The organism is Mycobacterium scrofulaceum (assembly GCF_002086735.1).
Taxonomy (GTDB): Bacteria; Actinomycetota; Actinomycetes; order Mycobacteriales; family Mycobacteriaceae; genus Mycobacterium; species Mycobacterium scrofulaceum.
The window spans coordinates 1-17183 of the sequence record NZ_MVIJ01000074.1 but is presented as its reverse complement, the minus strand read 5'-3'; the positions used below and the strand labels follow the sequence as shown (position 1 = coordinate 17183).

Annotated in this window: 13 protein-coding genes and 2 pseudogenes; 10 read left to right on the top strand and 5 right to left on the bottom strand. The window is 62.7% G+C overall.

Features of this window, described 5'->3' with window-relative positions:
- The 3 genes and pseudogenes from BST44_RS27030 to BST44_RS27020 all read left to right on the top strand — a co-directional run.
- A pseudogene (locus BST44_RS27030) lies at positions 1 to 818 on the top strand (transposase); the annotation flags it as partial.
- Positions 815 to 1975: an ATP-binding protein gene (locus BST44_RS27025; RefSeq protein WP_009953180.1), complete on the top strand. Its 1161-nt coding sequence runs from the start codon at positions 815 to 817 to the stop codon at positions 1973 to 1975. The pseudogene BST44_RS27030 and the gene BST44_RS27025, both read left to right, overlap by 4 nt.
- A gap of 19 nt (positions 1976 to 1994) precedes the next feature.
- Positions 1995 to 4280, top strand: coding sequence for a TniQ family protein (locus BST44_RS27020; protein ID WP_014379483.1), 2286 nt, complete (start codon positions 1995 to 1997; stop codon positions 4278 to 4280).
- A gap of 86 nt (positions 4281 to 4366) precedes the next feature.
- Here the strand turns inward: BST44_RS27020 and BST44_RS31185 are convergent, their stop codons facing one another.
- Positions 4367 to 4867 carry a hypothetical protein gene (locus BST44_RS31185; protein ID WP_225323323.1) on the bottom strand — a complete coding sequence of 167 codons (501 nt, stop codon included), beginning with the start codon at positions 4865 to 4867 and terminating at the stop codon, positions 4367 to 4369.
- A 210-nt stretch (positions 4868 to 5077) separates the two neighbouring features.
- Positions 5078 to 5545 (bottom strand): annotated as a pseudogene (locus BST44_RS31580) (TniQ family protein); the annotation flags it as partial.
- A 272-nt stretch (positions 5546 to 5817) separates the two neighbouring features.
- Between BST44_RS31580 and BST44_RS27010 the strand changes: the two are divergent.
- From BST44_RS27010 to BST44_RS26995, 3 genes are all read left to right on the top strand, one after another.
- Positions 5818 to 6078 carry a helix-turn-helix domain-containing protein gene (locus BST44_RS27010; RefSeq protein ID WP_029384319.1) on the top strand — a complete coding sequence of 87 codons (261 nt, stop codon included), beginning with the start codon at positions 5818 to 5820 and terminating at the stop codon, positions 6076 to 6078.
- Between the two features lie 998 nt (positions 6079 to 7076).
- Positions 7077 to 7901 (top strand): hypothetical protein, encoded by an 825-nt coding sequence (locus BST44_RS27000; RefSeq protein ID WP_009953187.1) that lies wholly within the window; start codon positions 7077 to 7079, stop codon positions 7899 to 7901.
- A gap of 150 nt (positions 7902 to 8051) precedes the next feature.
- Positions 8052 to 9443, top strand: a complete 1392-nt coding sequence (locus BST44_RS26995; RefSeq protein ID WP_047323405.1) for an AAA family ATPase — start codon at positions 8052 to 8054, stop codon at positions 9441 to 9443.
- Positions 9444 to 9857: 414 nt separating this feature from the next.
- Here the strand turns inward: BST44_RS26995 and BST44_RS26990 are convergent, their stop codons facing one another.
- Entirely contained in the window at positions 9858 to 10700 is an 843-nt protein-coding gene (locus tag BST44_RS26990) for an SDR family oxidoreductase (RefSeq protein ID WP_009953190.1), read from the bottom strand.
- Positions 10701 to 10898: 198 nt separating this feature from the next.
- On the opposite strand from BST44_RS26990, the gene BST44_RS26985 reads away from it, so the two are divergent.
- The 3 genes from BST44_RS26985 (at position 10899) to BST44_RS26975 (ending at position 14131) form a co-directional block, all read left to right on the top strand.
- Positions 10899 to 12428: an aldehyde dehydrogenase family protein gene (locus BST44_RS26985; protein ID WP_009953192.1), complete on the top strand. Its 1530-nt coding sequence runs from the start codon at positions 10899 to 10901 to the stop codon at positions 12426 to 12428.
- 235 nt (positions 12429 to 12663) lie between these two features.
- Positions 12664 to 13458, top strand: coding sequence for an alpha/beta fold hydrolase (locus tag BST44_RS26980; protein WP_014379486.1), 795 nt, complete (start codon positions 12664 to 12666; stop codon positions 13456 to 13458).
- Positions 13442 to 14131: a TetR/AcrR family transcriptional regulator gene (locus tag BST44_RS26975; protein ID WP_009953194.1), complete on the top strand. Its 690-nt coding sequence runs from the start codon at positions 13442 to 13444 to the stop codon at positions 14129 to 14131. Before BST44_RS26980 ends, BST44_RS26975 begins: the two co-directional genes overlap by 17 nt.
- A gap of 18 nt (positions 14132 to 14149) precedes the next feature.
- Here BST44_RS26975 and BST44_RS26970 read toward each other — a convergent pair whose 3' ends face one another.
- Both BST44_RS26970 and BST44_RS26965 read right to left on the bottom strand, forming a co-directional pair.
- Positions 14150 to 15361 (bottom strand): CaiB/BaiF CoA transferase family protein, encoded by a 1212-nt coding sequence (locus BST44_RS26970; protein WP_082147612.1) that lies wholly within the window; start codon positions 15359 to 15361, stop codon positions 14150 to 14152.
- A 53-nt stretch (positions 15362 to 15414) separates the two neighbouring features.
- Entirely contained in the window at positions 15415 to 16176 is a 762-nt protein-coding gene (locus BST44_RS26965) for an SDR family oxidoreductase (protein WP_047323407.1), read from the bottom strand.
- A gap of 155 nt (positions 16177 to 16331) precedes the next feature.
- On the opposite strand from BST44_RS26965, the gene BST44_RS26960 reads away from it, so the two are divergent.
- Positions 16332 to 17183: dihydrodipicolinate synthase family protein (locus tag BST44_RS26960; RefSeq protein WP_142274716.1), on the top strand; the 852-nt coding region annotated here is incomplete at its 3' end.

Here is a 17183-nt window from a genome sequence, read left to right as displayed (position 1 = left end):
AACGACACACCCGGCAAAGGCCCGGCACCGTCACACCCCGATTCCGAAACCCCACCACCCCAGGGGACTTACCCTGGATAGCCGTCTGCTACCACAATAAGCCGCACGACGGTGTTGGAGAGGTTGGCCTGTGGAAACTGGGACTGAGCCCGGCGCAAATGTTCGAGCATGGCGTCTCGCGCGCCGGGTATATCGAGGCGCCGCGCGAACCCGACTTCGCCTATAACTTCCTGAAAGTGGAATGGCGGACGATTCAGCATTACGGTGTTCAGGTCGACAACCGTATCTACCGCGGTTCTGGACTGACGGGATATCGGCCGGGGGAGAAGAGTTCCTTCCGAGAACATCACGGGCAGTGGCCGTTTCATGTCGACCCTAACGACGTGCGCTTCATCTACTTTTTCGACTCCAAATCGACCCGCCGGTGGCACGCGTTGATGTGGGACCATGCCGATCTGTGTGATGGCCCAATGAACGAGGACGGGCTGTTATTCAGCCGTGAACTGGTGAAGGCTAAATACCGTTATTTTGACGACAAGTTGGCATTGTCTGAATTTCTCGAACGCCGCAACCTTGGTCAAGGACACACCATGGCCGAGCGACGAGCTGCCCTGCGCTTGTCTCGCGAGCAGTCCAGTCTGGCCCTGGATGTCAAGCAAGCGGCGCACGTTCCCGAACTGCCCACGGCGAAAAGGATCCTCGGTGCACTGACCGCGACGGAGATTGGGCCAGATGACCCGGGATCGGCCGACGAACTCGACGACGATCCGCGCATCGACGACGGTCACTTCTATGAGGATGTATTGGAGGACGTATGAGTGCGACCGGGGTGGCGAGCCGGAAAAAGACCAGTAACTTAGATAACCTGACGCTGTCGCGCAAGGAGGGATGGCGTGAGTATGTCGAGGCGCCCCGGCGGATCAGGCCCGAAGAGCTCTCGAGAGGCCAGATCCGCCGTCTCGGCGATGCAGCAGCCGACATCTACAATCAGCGACGAGCCGACTGGCACAACAACATTGGCCCGTTGAGAACACCACAGCTCGCGATGCTGCATGAAGATCTGTGGGACATCATGGATAGCAGCACGCAGGACGGAAATCATGCCAAGGGCGCAGTGGCAATAGACGGCTACCCCGGCTTAGGCAAGACCTGGGCGGCGGAAACCTTCGCGAAGGAGTTCCATAAGCGCGAGATTGGGCGGCATGGTGAATTCACGGTCGCCGGGAACGAGCGTTGGCCGGTCTGCCGAATAGGTATGCGCGGCAATACCAGCATGAAGGACTTCAATGCCGCGCTGTGCGACTTTTATGCGCATCCAGGCTACCGTCGCGGAAACAGAAGTAACGATCAACTAGGACGCCAAGCGCTCGATTGCGTACTAAGCTGCGAGACAAGGCTACTGATCATCGATGACCTCCACTTCCTGCACTGGCAGCGATCTGGTGGAGTGGAGATCAGCAACCATTTCAAGTATGTCTCCAACGAGTTCCCAGTAACGTTGCTGTTCATCGGCATTGGGCTCGGTGATCGGGGAGTATTGATGGAGGACCTGTGCTGCAGCCTCGAGGGAGCAGGCTACGGCGACATCGTGCTAGAACAAACGGCCCGGCGCACAACAATGTTGGAGATGCGGCCGTACGGTCTGCAAAACGACAAAGAACGATGCCAATGGAACGCGCTCCTAGCCACCGTGGAGCAGCGACTGGTCCTGGGGGCCAAACATCAGGGCATGCTGGTGGAAGATTTGTCAGAGTATCTCTATGAACGAAGCACCGGTCACATCGGATCGCTCATGGAGCTCATCCGGCGCGGATGTGCCCGCGCGGTTCGAACCGGCACTGAAACATTGAACCGAAAAATGTTGGACTCGTTCAGGATTGACAGTGCGGCCGAAAAGGCGCGGAAAGAACTCGCTGCAGCATTCCGCACTCGCCGCCTGCGAGCGCGATCTGCGCGACCGCCACGTGTGTCATAGATTCAGGCGCTGCTGAGCGATGCCGCCACGCACACTGCCCATCAGGGTTGCTCCGGTCCCTGGAGAGGCCCTGGAGTCGTGGTTGGGTGCAATTGCGCGAAGGCTCGAAACTCCTTGGGGCCATCTACTCGCAGCGCTCGAGCCGACGCCAGCCGACCCGCCAGGTCTCGTTCGAGAGAACCTCACGGCCTGCCTTCACACCCGCGAAGCCGCAGCAATCGCCCATGCCACTGGGATCTGGCAAGCTGCGGTCGAAGCCTCGACGCTCGGTCACTACGACGGGCATCTGATCACCGTCGATCGATCCACCGGACGGGTGCGGTCGACCTGGAAGTCCGTGCGATCGAGATTTTGCCCGCAGTGTCTTCGCGTCTCGAACGGCCGCTGGCAATTATCGTGGCGACTTCCGTGGATCTTCACCTGCCAGGTACACAGTTGCCTGCTCGTCGATGTGTGCCCCGAATGCGCAATGTTTCAGCGTGTGATGCCGTGGTGGCTGCGGGCGCACGAGATTCCGGACCTCTGTCGATGTTCAAGGAATATTGAATTAGATGGTGAGAAGCGCCGATGCCTCGGCGATCTCGCGTATGCTGCGATGCCATACTTAGCCCGGCAGCACCCAATCATGTTGGCGCAGTGCCGTCTATCGGGACTGCTGTCGCGGTCGGTGATCGACTGTGGGATATATCAGGCGATGCCAACGTCGACCCTTGATTTCCTCCGAGACGTGCGACTGCTTTCGGCGCGAATGCTGTCGATGGCAAAGCTTGACTACATCGCAGAGTCACTCGAGATGCGTGGAGATAGTCATATTCGAGAGCATTCGGCAGCTTACGGTTCGAATCTGGACCGCTGGTCGACACCTGGGGCCTTCGCGGCGAGCGCACCTGCGTTGGTCACCGGGCTTGGAATCATGCTGGCCCTCGATGTCATTGGACGTGAAAGTGTAGAAGATGCCGCGTCGCGGCTTCGCCCGCTCATAGAAAGGGCGAAGGCAACGGGACGAGAGCTCACACCGACGCTTCTTCGCTGCGGCGGCCCGACTGCAACGATGGACGCCGTTCACATCCGTGCATTCGAGCCTTCGTTCGGGGTGTTGGATAGGATGCGATACGGCACGGCGTCGTGCTTGCCGCGCTATCCGCGCACGTTGACCCCCGACTCGTTGCGGTCAATCCCCACCTTGTTCTGGCGCGAGTGGTCTTTTCGCTTGACCGTCGGACGCGGCACTCTTTCCGTGATCCGCCCAGTGCTCTCGATCATGCTCGTGTGCCACGGACATCAGACAACGGTGCCAAGTGCCGCCCGCAGACTGAGCCTGTCGATGACGGACAGGAGATTCGCCTACATGGTCGCAGAACTGCGCCCTCACCGGTTGTGGCCAAACATCCTCGCCACGATGATGCGGCTGGCCGACTATCTTCGCGAAAACCCGAGTCCGATCGACTACCAACGACGTCGCCTGCTTGATTACCGAGACCTGCTGCCGGCCCAGCAATGGAATGCCATCTACGACAACGCTTATCACGGACCCGGCTGGAGAAACCGGGTCGGCGACATTGCGCGATCATGGCTCTTTGAGCGGATAAGTATGCTGCCCCGAAGCGCTGCCCCATTTAAAACGACAACGCAATACCGCGATGCTGTGCGCGCCGAGATGATCGCTATGTTCACACCCGCCCTGATCGATGCTCTGAACAGTGCCGGTCTGCAATACCTATCGCACAACAACGTGATAGGCGAGCCCCTTACCTGGGCGCCGCCGTTCTCCCTAATTAACGACCTTGAGTTGCCGCGACCGGACCTCAACTCGATTTCTGTCACGCAGGTGCACCAGCTAGCTCAGGATCCCTTAATGACCACGGCTGCAATCGCGCGCAATTTGGCGGTTTCCGCCGACGTCGTGAGGTATCTGCTGGAGCAATTTCCGCTTGTGCGACCAACGACACGCCGGCGGATTCGCAACGACCCCGCCGAGACGCGCCTGACAAAAGCAGACCTTCTTCGCATGTACAACCGCGAGGGCATGACGCTGACGGCCATCGCGGCCGAGGTCGGCGTCGGGCGTGAGGCGGTCGGCGACCTAGCCCGAAAGTATGGCATCCCAATTCGTCACTACTACAGAATTGGTCCGGACATCTTGGACTGGCTGTACGAAGAACACGTCGTCAAGCAGCGCACCCTCACCGCTATAGCTCAAGACGTCGGCGTCTCTCTTTCCGCTTTGAGTCGAGCAGCGAGAAAGTACGGCATCCTGGTCTGCCGAGACCCCCGCAAGCGGCGCCAGTCTTCTCAGCGTGCATGAGAGTCGTTTACCGCTCTGCGTGACCAGCTCCGTGACTACCTACCGCGTCGAGAGTCGGCGAGCGGCGGTTGCCTGCACGCTGCCGATCACACGGCGCTGAGTTGCGGCCCAGTCCCCGGGAATGGTCGAGTCGTCCGATGTTGGTGCAAACTGCGCGACGAAAGCACCGTCCGTCGCAGGGCGTCAAGTGACGGGCTGTGCCCGATGTTCCAACAGTTCCGGGAATCCATCGGTGAGAATCCACGCCGGCGCATCGACGTCGTCAGCCATTGCAGGCGCTGGGCGGCGATCTCGGTGTCATCAGCCTGGAGGACGGGCATCGCCATACAAGCGGTGACGGCATCGGCGGCGGCGTTCGAGCACGCTACCCGCGCACCGCCACCCGTGACTAAAGGCCGCGCAAACCCGTTCTTTGCTGCGAGCACGAACTGCTCCCAGAGCAGATCGGAGATCGGGGCGGCCACATGAAAGGGCTGCGCGTAGCGCAACATCCAACTGCCCAGCGTGTGTAGATCTCCCATGAATATCGTCGATGGCACTGGCGACGACCCGTAGATGCCACCCAACGCATAGCCCGCGCGCAGCACGCGGAGAAGCTCGCATTGGGTCACCACCGCCGGATCTGTCCCGAGGCGTATGGCAGGAGCACCCGACAACGGCTCATGGCACCGTGGTCCCTCGCCGGATCGGGTCACACCCCGGGTGCACGACCCCAGCTTCGGTACCTCGTTGAAGCGAGGCGGTGCCGTGCGCTGCAGACCGCCGCAGACGCGGCACGCGTCGGCGAGCAAGGATCCATGCGTCGGGCACACGAATGCCCACCGCAACCGCCACCACACCCGCCATCTGCCACCGCGCTCCTCAAGGCACTTGGGACAGAACCGCGAACCAGTCATGCGCAGTGAGGCTGCAGACGGACGTTGCCAGCTGGTGTCGTTGATCCACGGTTGCAGAGTCATCGCCTGAAGCAGGCAGGGTTCGACGCCGGTGCAGTAGCTGATGGTGTCCCCCTGCCCCGGTGTCAGCGACACGTTGGCCCGCCCCGCCCAGTGCGAGGCCGTATTACCCCGCGCTCCCGAAATATCTACTGCGCGCAAAATTTGACCCCAGGTCGCGTCTGTGCGGCTAGCCAACGCTTCCAGCCAGGACTCAAGGCTCTCTTCTGGCAACGGTTTCACCCGGATCGGCAGAGTCCGCACTGCGCGCCAAGGCTCTACGCCGCCGCCGCGAGGGACGACCTCCCGTGGAAGCACCTCGGCGACCATCAACCCAGAATGCACTACTAGTAGTGCATTCTGGGTTGATTCGCCATTGCCGTGCTGCGCGTTTGGGATGTCGGGATTTCGGGCTCCGGCGTCCTAATTGTGCAGAGTCAAGTCTCGCCCCCGCCAATCCGAGCAAACTCGCGTATAGAGGTGAGTGAACGCGTCACATGCACCGAGATCCGGGGGGTCCACGCTCGGTGGGCGGCCATACTGCAAATTTAGACCTACTAGTAGGGCAGACTTTTCCGGGATCTGCAGCAGTACTGGTATGCGTGCCGACGCGCCCCAGTCAAAACGACCCCAAACGGGTCGCTGTGTGGGAGAGACGGCGCCGTCAGGTGGGCACTCGAATACAGACCCTGCGCATCGACCGCGGCTACACCCAAGAGGAGCTTGCATTGAGGTCCGGTGTTTCACGCAACGTGTTAATCGACCTCGAGTACGGCCGCCGCGGCATCCTGCACGAAAGACTATTCGATATCGCGAAGGCCCTCGGCGTGTCCGCTTCAGAGCTGCTCGAGGGCATAAAATGACTGATGTCGGAGCGCTCGACCAACTCGGTCGAGATTTGTTGTCAACAGTGTTTCCTCGAGCTGAGGACTCGCGGGCTCGGAGGGCAGGCGGACGCTCTATCGCGCTGCACGCGGGTGTACCCCGCAATGTGCTGATCCATGTCGAGTTCGGCCGGCGTGGCCTGCTTTACGCAGCTTTTTGACCTCGCGGACGCCCTCGAGGCGCCGGTCGCTGATCTGCTTGTCGTACCCGAACCGGCACCAGCGCGTAAGCGACACTCCAAGCCTCCTACGAAATAATGCTGCATTCCGGTTGACGTAGACGGGTGTCGACGTCTGCGGCCAAATGCGCGATCCAATGCAACACAACAACGTGTTCTGCCCTACTAGTGCTACACTCTGCAATGGGGACCTGGTCTGCTGGCTGACCTGAAGAGTCGGACAACGGGTGAGGATTCGGCCGCGCAAGGGGCGGTTCACCGCCGATCAGACGCCCCGCAGTGCCGCCGGCCAGGTCCACCCGCCACCGCGGCCACCTTGCCGCTCCCGGGCGGGCGCAAGCGTGACGGAGGTTGGGCATGTCACCACATGGTTGGCGGGAGTGGCTCGACACCGCCAACAACCTCATACCCGACCAGCGAGGCGCGCACCGCAGAGCCATTGCCTACAGCAGGTTGGAGGGCTGGAATCCTGATGCGCGATCCGTGAAACGGCTCGCCCAATTCAGCAGTGGGGCAACCACCTTCACCGAATACCGGGCGATCGTGCTAGATGGAGCGCGAGTTGGTCTCCGGCTACCCGAACGGTGGTTGATGAAGCAGACATTGAGGCCAAACACTATTCACAATAGGTCGACGTTGAAGGGTTTTCGGTCACGGCGCTCAGGGGGTGATTCCACGGTCGGCGAGCAGTCGCTCTTGCTGCGGGTCGATATCGATCACCGGTCAACTCGAAATCAATCTGACGCCATGGCGATCTCATGCCAGCCGCGACGGTATGGATGACAACCGGAGATGCATATGGTCGATTTCGCCCATGTCCGGAGTGAGGCCGAGTACCGAGAACAGCTCGAGCATGCTCGCGCCGAGGCGCGCCGCCGCTACCGCGACCACCTGGCGGCGGCATTCGAGCTGCACCGCTGCCCGCAACCCGAGACGCTCGCCGACCTCGCGCTCAAGGCACTCACGGATTGGCGCTACATCGACAGCGGCGAGCGATGCCGGTGCGGCTGCCACCCGCGGCTACCCGAAAGTGATTTTCACGACTACGGATTTGATTGCGTGTGCACACGCACGCCCGAGGATCGCCGCCGCTCGTGGCAGAAGTGGCGCCAGGGCCTGGCGGCGATCTGGGAATCGCCAGAGGGCCAACAGATCAAAGCCGACGCGCAAACCGCCGAAGCCGACCTGCAGGCCTGGCTGGCGGGCCAGAGCGATGTCATAGTGCGCAGCCATGGCGGGTGGTTCCCCGAAGAGTGGACCGGAGAAGTCGACGGCCACAGCTTCTACTTCTGTGAACGCCGCGGCGAGTGGCGCATCGAACTCGACCTGCGGCCAAGCGGTCGCTTCGTCCGTACTCTGACTGAGGACGACAGTGATGGTGCGGGCCAATGCTACGAGCGTGAACTGGACGAAGGTGATGTAATCGCCTCTGGCACAATCGATGTTGAGGGATACGGCAGCACCCCAGCTCAGCGGGCAGACTTCATTATCGATACCATCCGCGTCCATCTCGCCCGCCAAGCATGCACACTGCACCGCGACAACCTGCCCTCGATACAAGCGTCGCTGGGCGGCGTGCTCAGCTGGTGCCCAGCTTGCGGAACCCGCCTATCCACCTCGTGACCGCAGCAACCAACGCACGTTTTCAGTGCCAAACCGCCACCGGCGAAGCGCTGAGATCGATACGCGGCCGTCGACACGAAAACCCGTTGACGACCCGGCAGACAGGTGAGAATCTGTCAAGCTGTCCTGTAGCCGAATCACCCCAAAGCGATGAACCGCAACGCTAGCGGATCGAACGATCTGCCTGCCGGGCTCACCCGAGGCGCGGACCCAGTCCGCCGACCCATCACCGACGTCAACGGCTGGCTGGACAGCCAGAATGGCGACGTGCGATCAGCGCTGTGCGCACTCGGGGAGTTGCTGGTCGGCGTCGCCGAACAAGACAGTGCCGAGAACGCTGAACGATTCACCGCCCGCTGCCTCGGCGTACCGGACTGCGGGCACCTGCTCGACGAGGAACGCCCCTTGCATCCGGTATCACGACTGACCACCGCACTGGCGTTGGCGCAATGGATCGAGGAACACAGGCCGGACTGCGAGATCGGTCCAGGCGAATCCACCCACCCCCCAACGTGGACGCAGACCAAGATCGGCGCCCGACGCTACCGCCACCCACTCTGCCTGCGTGTGCACTTTCCCGCCGGGACGCTGCTCGACGACACCGGATGCATCATCCACATCGAGACCCGTGAGAACGTCATGCGGTCCGCTCACGTGAGTGCCTTCGTGACGCCCGATAAGCAAGCAGATGCCTGCGCGCTATTGGATCGGCTCGCCGAACGCGCCAACGCACTCAACCCGTACCGCGGCCGCGCGGTGCGCGCCACCTACCAACGCGGACTGAGCCTGGACGTCATCGACCTGCCCGCAACCGCGACGCGCCACAACGTCATCGTCGGCGACGAGGTGTGGGCCGAGGTCGATCTTGGTGTCACCGCGGTACGCGACCGCCACAGCGTGCTCAACGCGCACGGCTCGGGGTCCCGCCGCGGGGTTTTGCTGTGCGGACCACCCGGCACCGGCAAGTCAGCGATTAGCGCGGTCGTGGCCAGCGAAGTCGTCGGCGACTTCACCGTCATCTACATCGAGGCCAAGGCGGGTGCTGAGCTGCTGACCGCCGTCGTCGAGGAGGCGCAGCGCCTCGACGGTCCGGTGCTGCTCGTCCTGGAGGACGTCGACCTCTGGTGCCGGGACCGCTCGACCGGTGATGGGGGACTGTCGGAACTGTTGCAGGCAATGGACATCGAACCCAACGCCCGCATCCTGACACTGGCGTCCACGAACGATGCCGCCACATTGGATAAGGCGGCGATCCGCACGGGGCGATTCGACTCCATCGTCGAGGTCGGTTATCCAAACAGCACGCAGGCTGCCCGGATCCTCTCGGTGTTGATCAACGAGATTCCCGGCGGTCAGACCATTGACATTGCGACCGTCGTAGCCGCGCTGCCTGAAAATACCAGCGGCAGTGACCTTCGTGAAGTTGTGCGCCGTGCCGTGCTCGCCCCCGGTGACGAGGGAAGCATCAGTACCGCGACGTTGCTATCCGAAGTCGGCACCGGGCGATACCGGGCCCAGTTGTCGTCAGGGATGTACCTGTAACGAGCCACCGCGACAGCATCCCCGAGCTCAGCTAGTAGAACGGGGCCCCGTCGGCGAGCTGTGCCTCCCGAGCTACGCCACGTCACCAGAGTCGAAGGGGGACTGGAACTCCGAGCTTCGGTGGCCAAAACCGGGCATTATTCTCCTGTGGCCGCGACGCCGACCTTATCGATCCGACGTAATTGGTCATTATCGGGGCTTCTCCGACGCGGGATAATCTCCGAACCATGCGAAGTGAAGGCTCGGACTGCCGCGCTGGTTGGCTGTGACGAGCCGAGGTTTTGGCCGCATCCGGTCCATTGCTAATCACAGTTCGTATGCATTAACCATCGGCGCCCCAGGGCACGATTGTGGTGGACAGGCTTCGTCAAGGCGACGTGCGGCGCTGCGCTCCGGGGAAGGGTCGAGTAGCCGTCAAGCTCCGGTGGCGCTGATGTCTGGGGTGTCGAACATCTTGCCGAGGTCGAGTTGACCGGACTGCACCGCGCCGAAGAATCCGCCATCGGTAACCAATGCTTCGCCGTTGATGTAGCTCGATCGGGGGCTGTTAAGGAAGATCAGAGGCCACGCCTGTTCCTCGGCGGTTGAGCGCCGACGGATCGGCCCGACGAAGGCGTCAATGATGTTCTGCCCGGCGAATTCCACGAAATGGGGCAGCATCGCGGTGTCGGTGGGGCCGGGGTTGATGCAGTTGAGCCGGATGTCATCGGTGATCAGCGTGGCGGCCCGGGACGCCACCCAGGCGTTGATCGCCTTCTTGGAAAGTGGGTATGCACCGACCGCTCCCATCTCGTCATTAGCCACACACCACCGCTTGCCCTCATCGAACCCGTCGGTGGACACCAGTTCCATAAGCTGCTCCAGCTCCTTTTGCCACCCCATGGCGGCATTGGACGCGACCACCGCGATCGCACCGCCGGCAGGAATCTTGGGCAGGACCAGGTCCACCAGGTGCCGGGCTCCGACGAAGTTGACCAGCAACACGTCCAGGCCAGAGAACGGCGGCCCAGGCAGGCCCGCGCAGCCAAAATAACCATGGACCGGCCCGTCGATGGACTCGGCTGCCCGCTCGATCGATGTGCGATCACGCAAGTCCACTTCCAGCGCCCGGTCGACCGACGCCTCGGTAGGCCGCACGTCGAGCGCAGTGACGCGTGCCCCTAGCTTGGTCAAGATCGTTGCCGTCGCTGCGCCCATGCCCGACGCGGCGCCGGTAACCACCACATGGCGCCCCGCATATCCCAGTACGTCTTCCATGTTTCCTCCAACCAAGTTGACCGCGAAGATGATGACTACCGGTATACAGATATAACAGGTGTCCAAAGAGGAACATTATATTCTCCCTATAGGGATACGCTGTTGCTAGCGTCTTCTGGCATCGGCACGTCTGCGGCAGTAGGCCCGACTGGGCGATGCAGCGGGCGTCAAATTCTTCAGAGTTGGAGGTAATGCGCGGTGAGCGACCGCTGGGATTACGACAACATGTTCATCGACGGCGCTTGGACGGCCGACGACACGGTCGGGGTCATCAAAGTCATAGACCCGGCCACCGAGGAGGCCATCGGCTCGGTCCCGGAAGCGGGCCTCAAGGCCACCCGCGCGGCGATCGCAGCCGCCCGCCGGGCATTCGACGACGGCCCCTGGCCGCGGACGTCGCCGCGAGATCGGGCAAAGGTCCTACGCCGATTCGCCGCCATCCTTGATGAGCGCCATAATTTCCTCAAGAAGCTGGTGATGGCCGAGTCCGGGTCGGTCGGCTTTCTCGCCGACATCATTCAGGTGCGCGGCACGATTGACATCGCCGAGTGGATTGCCGAGGCCATGGAACTCGCGGTGCGGTGGACCGAAGTGTCTCCGCCGGCCGGGGGTCCGACCGGAATGGCCGGGCACGTTGTGGTCCGCGAACCGGTCGGTGTGGTGGCCGCGATCACCCCGTTCAACTTCCCGTTTTTCCTCAACATTGTGAAGGTCTTGCCGGCTCTGGCGGCCGGCTGCACCGTGGTGCTCAAGCCGCACCAGTGGACGCCGCTTGACGCCTTCGAGATCGCCAAAGCGGCTCAGGATGCTGACCTTCCGCCAGGCGTGCTCAACGTCATCGCGGGTGGCCCCGAGGTCGGGGCGGAGATGACCACCCACCCGCTGGTCGACATGGTCACTTTCACCGGCTCGACTACCACCGGGCGAGCCATCATGGCGGCCGCTGCCCCCACAGTCAAGCGCCTGCAACTCGAGCTCGGCGGTAAAAGTGCGTCGATCGTCTTGGACGATGTCCCTGAAGACCACGTCGCCAACATGGGCATTATCACCTCGATGATCCATGCTGGGCAGGGCTGCGCCATCCAGACGAGAATGCTGCTGCCCGAGCACTTGCTCGATGCGTACGTCGACGGCGCCAAGAGGTCGGCGTCGTCTCTGAAGGTCGGCGACCCCCGCGAGTCCGACACGCTCATCGGCCCGTTGATCCGAGAGCGGCAGCGAGCCCGGGTCGAGGCATACGTGCAATCCGGTCTGGATGAGGGAGCCGAGCTGGTCTTCGGCGGCAAGCGTCCCGCGCACTTAGCCAAGGGGTTCTTTTACGAGCCGACGCTGTTCGTCAACGCCCGCAATGACATGCGGATTGCGCGGGAGGAAATCTTCGGTCCGGTCCTCACCGTGATCACCTACAAGACTGAAGAGGAGGCGATTCGCATCGCCAACGATTCGATTTACGGACTCGGCGGCGGCGTCATCACGGGCAACACCGCGCGCGGCTTCAACGTTGCCCGTCAGATCCGGGCCGGAAATGTCTCGGTGCAGACGGTGGGGCCGCCCACCGTCAACGTCGAGGCTCTGGGCAGCTCCGGCCCTGGCTGGTCAGCCGATCAGCCCAATGGGGTGGGCATCACCGGTGTCTTCGGCGGATTCAAGCAGAGCGGCATTGGCAGGGAATGGGGCCACCACGGAATTGAGGAGTTCACCGAACTCAAATCCATCGCCTGGAGCTGAGTTGCAATCACTATCACGTGTGCGATAGGCAGGCTGGCTTTGATTCAGCATGTTAACCTCGTGAGACAGCACCTGAGCGTTTTGCACTGGTAGAACATGGTGGGCGTCATGCAAGAATTTGCTCACTCAAACCGAGGGCATGAGGGAGACAAGTGGAGGCTCAATGGGGGTCATCTGTCTCCGAACGGACCTGTGGTGTGCCGTTGAACGAGAAGCAGGTTGTTGAGGGCCGTGCATGACTGGGCAGCTGGGAGCGCCTCGTCCCTTCACCTATCAACACGATGGGTTGACGTTGGCCTATGCGGTGGTCGGCGACGGACCTCAGCCGGTCTTGTTCGTCCACGGCGCGACCGCCACGGGCGAGTTCGAGTGGGCTGGCCTGGCCGCGGCCCTGGGGCCGGGGTACCGATGCATCCTGCCCGATCTACGCGGCCATGGCCGATCGGAATTCCGATCGACGGCTACGACGGGGACCGCAGTCCGCTCCGACCTGCGGTATCTCATCGAGTATTTGGACCTGGGACGCCCGCACATCGTGGGTTTCTCCTATGGTGCGGAGATTGCGCTGACGCTGGAATTGGAGAACCCGGGAACGGCCCGATCCTTGATCCTCATTTCTCCCGGGACGGGACGCCCCAGCGACTACCGCGCTCCTCGGCTGGAGCATCTGCACCGCACGTGGCCGTTTGCGCTACGACGCTTGCATGAGGCCGTGCACGGGCCCGAGCACTGGCGCGACCTGGTCACCGCGCTACACGAGGACAGCGTGTCTTGGCCCGAATTGAGCGAGGAGACGTTGGCCGGCATCGCGTGCCCGATTCTGTTGATGGCAGGGGATCGGGACGAACTCACGCGTCAGCAGCAGGGTCGGCGATTCGCGCAAGTCAATCCGCGGGCCCGGTTTGTCGAGATAGCGGGCGCGGCGCATTCCGCCCACCAGAAGTGCCCAGATACGGTCAGGGGAGTTATCGGCGACTTCCTGGCCGAAGTCGACCTTGAGAGAGCGGAGCGTCATGGCGCGGTCAACTGAGCTGAAGGCAAAGAAAAATCACCAGCCGGCGGAGGCGCCCGTACCGAGTTGGCAGCGGGACAGTGTCGATCGCTCGCTGCGCAACGCCCGCGCGCGAGCCCAGGCACGTAGCGATCGCTTCGTGTCGGCGGCGATACAGCTCCTGGGGGAGCGAGACGAAAGCGACTTCACCATCCAAGACGTCGTTGACAAATCCAGCATGTCGCAGCGGACTTTTTACACCTTTTTCGATGGCAAAGACAGCCTGCTGTTGGCGGTGTACGAGACGATCCTGCGGACCACGGCGATGCCAATGATCCGCGAGCGGTGCGACGGCATCACGGATCCCGTGCAGCGGGTGCGGGCCTTAATGGAGGCACTGTCTGAAATCACCGCGATGCCGGCCCGACTGGCGCGTGGGCTCAGTGTCCTGCACCTGCGGCTGGCCGAGTCCCGCCCCAACGACCTCGCTTACGCCCTGGAACCCTTGCACTCCTTCATCGTTGAGTTGCTCGAAGAGGTTGCCGATGCAGGCTTGCTCCGCGATGACGTGCCGTTAGCCACCCAGGCCGCGCTACTTCAGGAGCTCCTGCTGGCGACGTCGCACTCCGCGGTGTTGTCCGGTGGGCGGACGACCAGTGTCGATGACCTGTGGGCTTTCTGCTCGGCGGCCATCCTCCGCGCGGCAACCTAACAGCCGAGGCGGCACTTCTCAGGTCACCGCGCCACTGACCTTGAGGTCGATCAGTTCGTCGTCCGACTTGCCGAGCGCCCGCAGAATGTCATCGGTGTGCTCGGCGAATTGTGGCGCCCGCTTGAGCTGTACGGGCTTCTCGTCGAACTGCACCGGGTTGGCGACCAGTTCCCGCGGAGCGCCGTCGATGTCGAGTACTTCGGCGATCATTCCATTGGCTCGCAACGCCGGGTCCTGGCCCACTTCCCACGGATCCTGCGCGATGGCCCACTGGCCTTCCATGCCGGCGAACCGGGTGACCCATTCGGCCAGCGGCCGCGCGGCGAGCACCTCTTGCACGATCTCGGCCGCTACCGGCGTATTGCCCATGAGTGCCTCGGTGCTAGCGAATCGCTCGTCATGGATGAGGTCCTCGCGGTCGATGTGCCGACAGAACTCGGGCCAATAGCGCCCGGGTTGGAGCATGGCCAGCACGAGCCAACGGTTGTCGGCGGTTCGGTAGTTGCCCACCAGCGGGTTCATCGGCGCCGTGTTGCCGGGTGCGCGGGGCGCCGGTGGGCCGCCCTCGAGAAGCGCCAAACCTACGGAGAGAGCGCTGGCCCAGGCACCCACGCCGAGCAGTGAGACGTCGACAACCGACGTTTCGCCGGTGCGTTCGCGCGCTAGGAGCGCCGCGGCGATGCCTCCGGCGATGGTCATTCCGCCCAACGAATCACCGTAGGCACCGGCAGGCATCTTGGGAATGCCATCGAACTCTGCAGGCGCGGCCCCCACCGCGCCACCGGCCCGAGCCCAGAAGGCGGTGCTGTCGTAGCCGCCCTTCTCGCTGTCAGGGCCGTTGGCGCCGAAACCGGATCCGCGGACGTAGATGATGTCCGGATTGATCTTGCGGACATCGTCGAGTTCGATGCCCAGCCGCCGTCGCGCGGCGGGCAGGAAGTTCGTCAAGAACACGTCACTGGTGCGGATCAGCTCGTGCAGCACCTGCAGCGCTTGGGGCTGCTCCAGCGCGAGGCCGATGCTGCGCTTGCCCCGATTGGGGTGTTCCATCAAGGGTGCGAACGACCCGCTGCCGACCGCCATGCCCATCACGGCGCTCAGGCCGCGCTGGGCATCACCCTTTTCTGCGTGCTCGACCTTGATGACGTCGGCACCCCAGTCGGCCAAGACCGCACCCGCGGACGGGACGAAGGTGAACTGTGCCACCTCCAGTACCCGGACGCCGTCCATCGGTCGAATCACTTTGTCTCCTTTGCGGTTTCGGCTTCATCCTGGGGAGGGGCTCAGCTGCTGGCCGGACGGACGTGGATCACATCCATCATCACTTCGCGGGGCCTGGTGATGACGTCGTGCAACACGTCGGCGACGGTGGCCGAGGTGAGGAGGTGGGTACCACTCATCCGGGTGAGGTAGCCGTCGGCTTCCCACAGCGGCCAGGCCTTTTCGAGGTCGCCCGGCCCGAAGTTCTCGTGGATTCCGGTATCTCCGACCGCGCCGAGGACGACCAAGGTCACCCGGATGCCGTCTCGGCGCAGCTCCTTGCTCATGGCTCCGGTGAAACCGTTGAGGCCACGTTTGGTGGCGGCGTAAAGGGTCATCATCGGCATGTCGTCGAGCGTGATCTCCGAGGAGATGTTCATGATGTCGCCGCCGCCGGCCGCGCGCAGTAGCGGAATGGCAGAACGCGTCGTGTAGATGGGTGCCACCAGGTTGGTGTTGACGGTCACGGCGATATCTTCGTCGCTGGCTTCTTCGATCAGCCGGATCCGGCTGGCACCCGCGGAATTGATCAGGACGTCGATACGGCCGAACTGCGTCGCGATCTGTTCGAAGGCGGCCTGCACATCGTGGCTGTTGGTGATGTCGGTGACGATCGGAACGGCACTGGGCCCGATGATCTCGACGACCTCGTCGAGCAGCAATTTACGGCGGGCCAGCAGCACGACCGTCGCGCCGTCCTGCGCGAGGCGGATGGCGGTGGCCCGGCCGACGCCCATCGATGAGCCGGCAATCACGGCGACTCGGCCCTCCATGCTCTGCGACATCACGCTCCTCATACTGGCCGGTTGCCGCGCTATCGAAAAACGCGGATCAGGGTGCATCGAGCATGCACTTGTTCCTTGCATGCAATGCACATATGGTTCTACCATGACGCGTACGTGATAGTCATCACCTGGCCCGGAACTCGCGTCCGGCAAAAATGCAGAAGGAGTCGGTTGTGGTCACAGGTGTCACCGGCAAAGAGGCGAAGGACTGGGCGTCGGAGCACCTGTGGGGCAATTGCAGTTCGCTCTACACTCCGTTCTACGGTCTCGACGGCGACGAAATCGACTACGGGGCACTGCGCGCGCTGGTGCGGCATTGCCTGGTCGACCTGGACCAGGACGGTATTTGGCTGACCGGCGGTATCGCCGAATTCTGGTCACTGACCACCGACGAACTCAAAGAAGTAGTCCGGGTCGCGATCGAGGAGGCTCGACGGGTCAAACCCGGCGCGCTGGTGCAGGTGATGTCGAGTACCGACACTGCCAAGCAGGCCGTCGAGCTCACGCTGAACGCCCAAGAGCTGGGCGCCGACATCTGCTACATCCTGACGCCGTATTTCGAGTGCTCGGGGAAGCCCGGGGTGCTGGAATATCTGCGCTATGTCGCCGATCGCACCGATATGCCGCTGGGCTTTTTCAACTCTCACTCGACAGGGCTGGTGTTAACCCCCGAGGAATGTGTCGAGCTCTACCGTGAGATCCCCGCTCTGTGCGGACTGAAGAACGGGCTGCTCGATGCGGAGCACAGCCTCGCGATTCACAAGCTGGCCCCGGAAATGGTGTTGTGGGAAGCGGCCGATGAGGCCGGGATCCGGTTAGGGATACCCCACCCCGGAGCGCTGGGTTCGGCCCTCTACCTCTACGAGAAGCCGGGTGCACTGCTGTTCAGCGAGTGGCGCGCACTGCTGATGCTAGGCGATTTCGAGCGCGCCGATACCTTCGCGGCCGAGACCGGTCTGACCGCCATGCGCGAGGCGAGCCGCCGCTTCGGTGTCCGAGGTGCCTGT

Bases quoted from the DNA above. Each gene is read 5' to 3' on its own strand.
- BST44_RS27025 (WP_009953180.1), top strand. From the start codon at position 815: ATGAGTGCGACCGGGGTGGCGAGCCGGAAAAAGACCAGTAACTTAGAT.
- BST44_RS27020 (WP_014379483.1), top strand. From the start codon at position 1,995: ATGCCGCCACGCACACTGCCCATCAGGGTTGCTCCGGTCCCTGGAGAG.
- BST44_RS27000 (WP_009953187.1), top strand. From the start codon at position 7,077: ATGGTCGATTTCGCCCATGTCCGGAGTGAGGCCGAGTACCGAGAACAG.
- BST44_RS26995 (WP_047323405.1), top strand. From the start codon at position 8,052: ATGAACCGCAACGCTAGCGGATCGAACGATCTGCCTGCCGGGCTCACC.
- BST44_RS26990 (WP_009953190.1), bottom strand. From the start codon at position 10,700: ATGGAAGACGTACTGGGATATGCGGGGCGCCATGTGGTGGTTACCGGC.
- BST44_RS26980 (WP_014379486.1), top strand. From the start codon at position 12,664: ATGACTGGGCAGCTGGGAGCGCCTCGTCCCTTCACCTATCAACACGAT.
- BST44_RS26975 (WP_009953194.1), top strand. From the start codon at position 13,442: ATGGCGCGGTCAACTGAGCTGAAGGCAAAGAAAAATCACCAGCCGGCG.
- BST44_RS26970 (WP_082147612.1), bottom strand. From the start codon at position 15,361: ATGGACGGCGTCCGGGTACTGGAGGTGGCACAGTTCACCTTCGTCCCG.
- BST44_RS26965 (WP_047323407.1), bottom strand. From the start codon at position 16,176: ATGTCGCAGAGCATGGAGGGCCGAGTCGCCGTGATTGCCGGCTCATCG.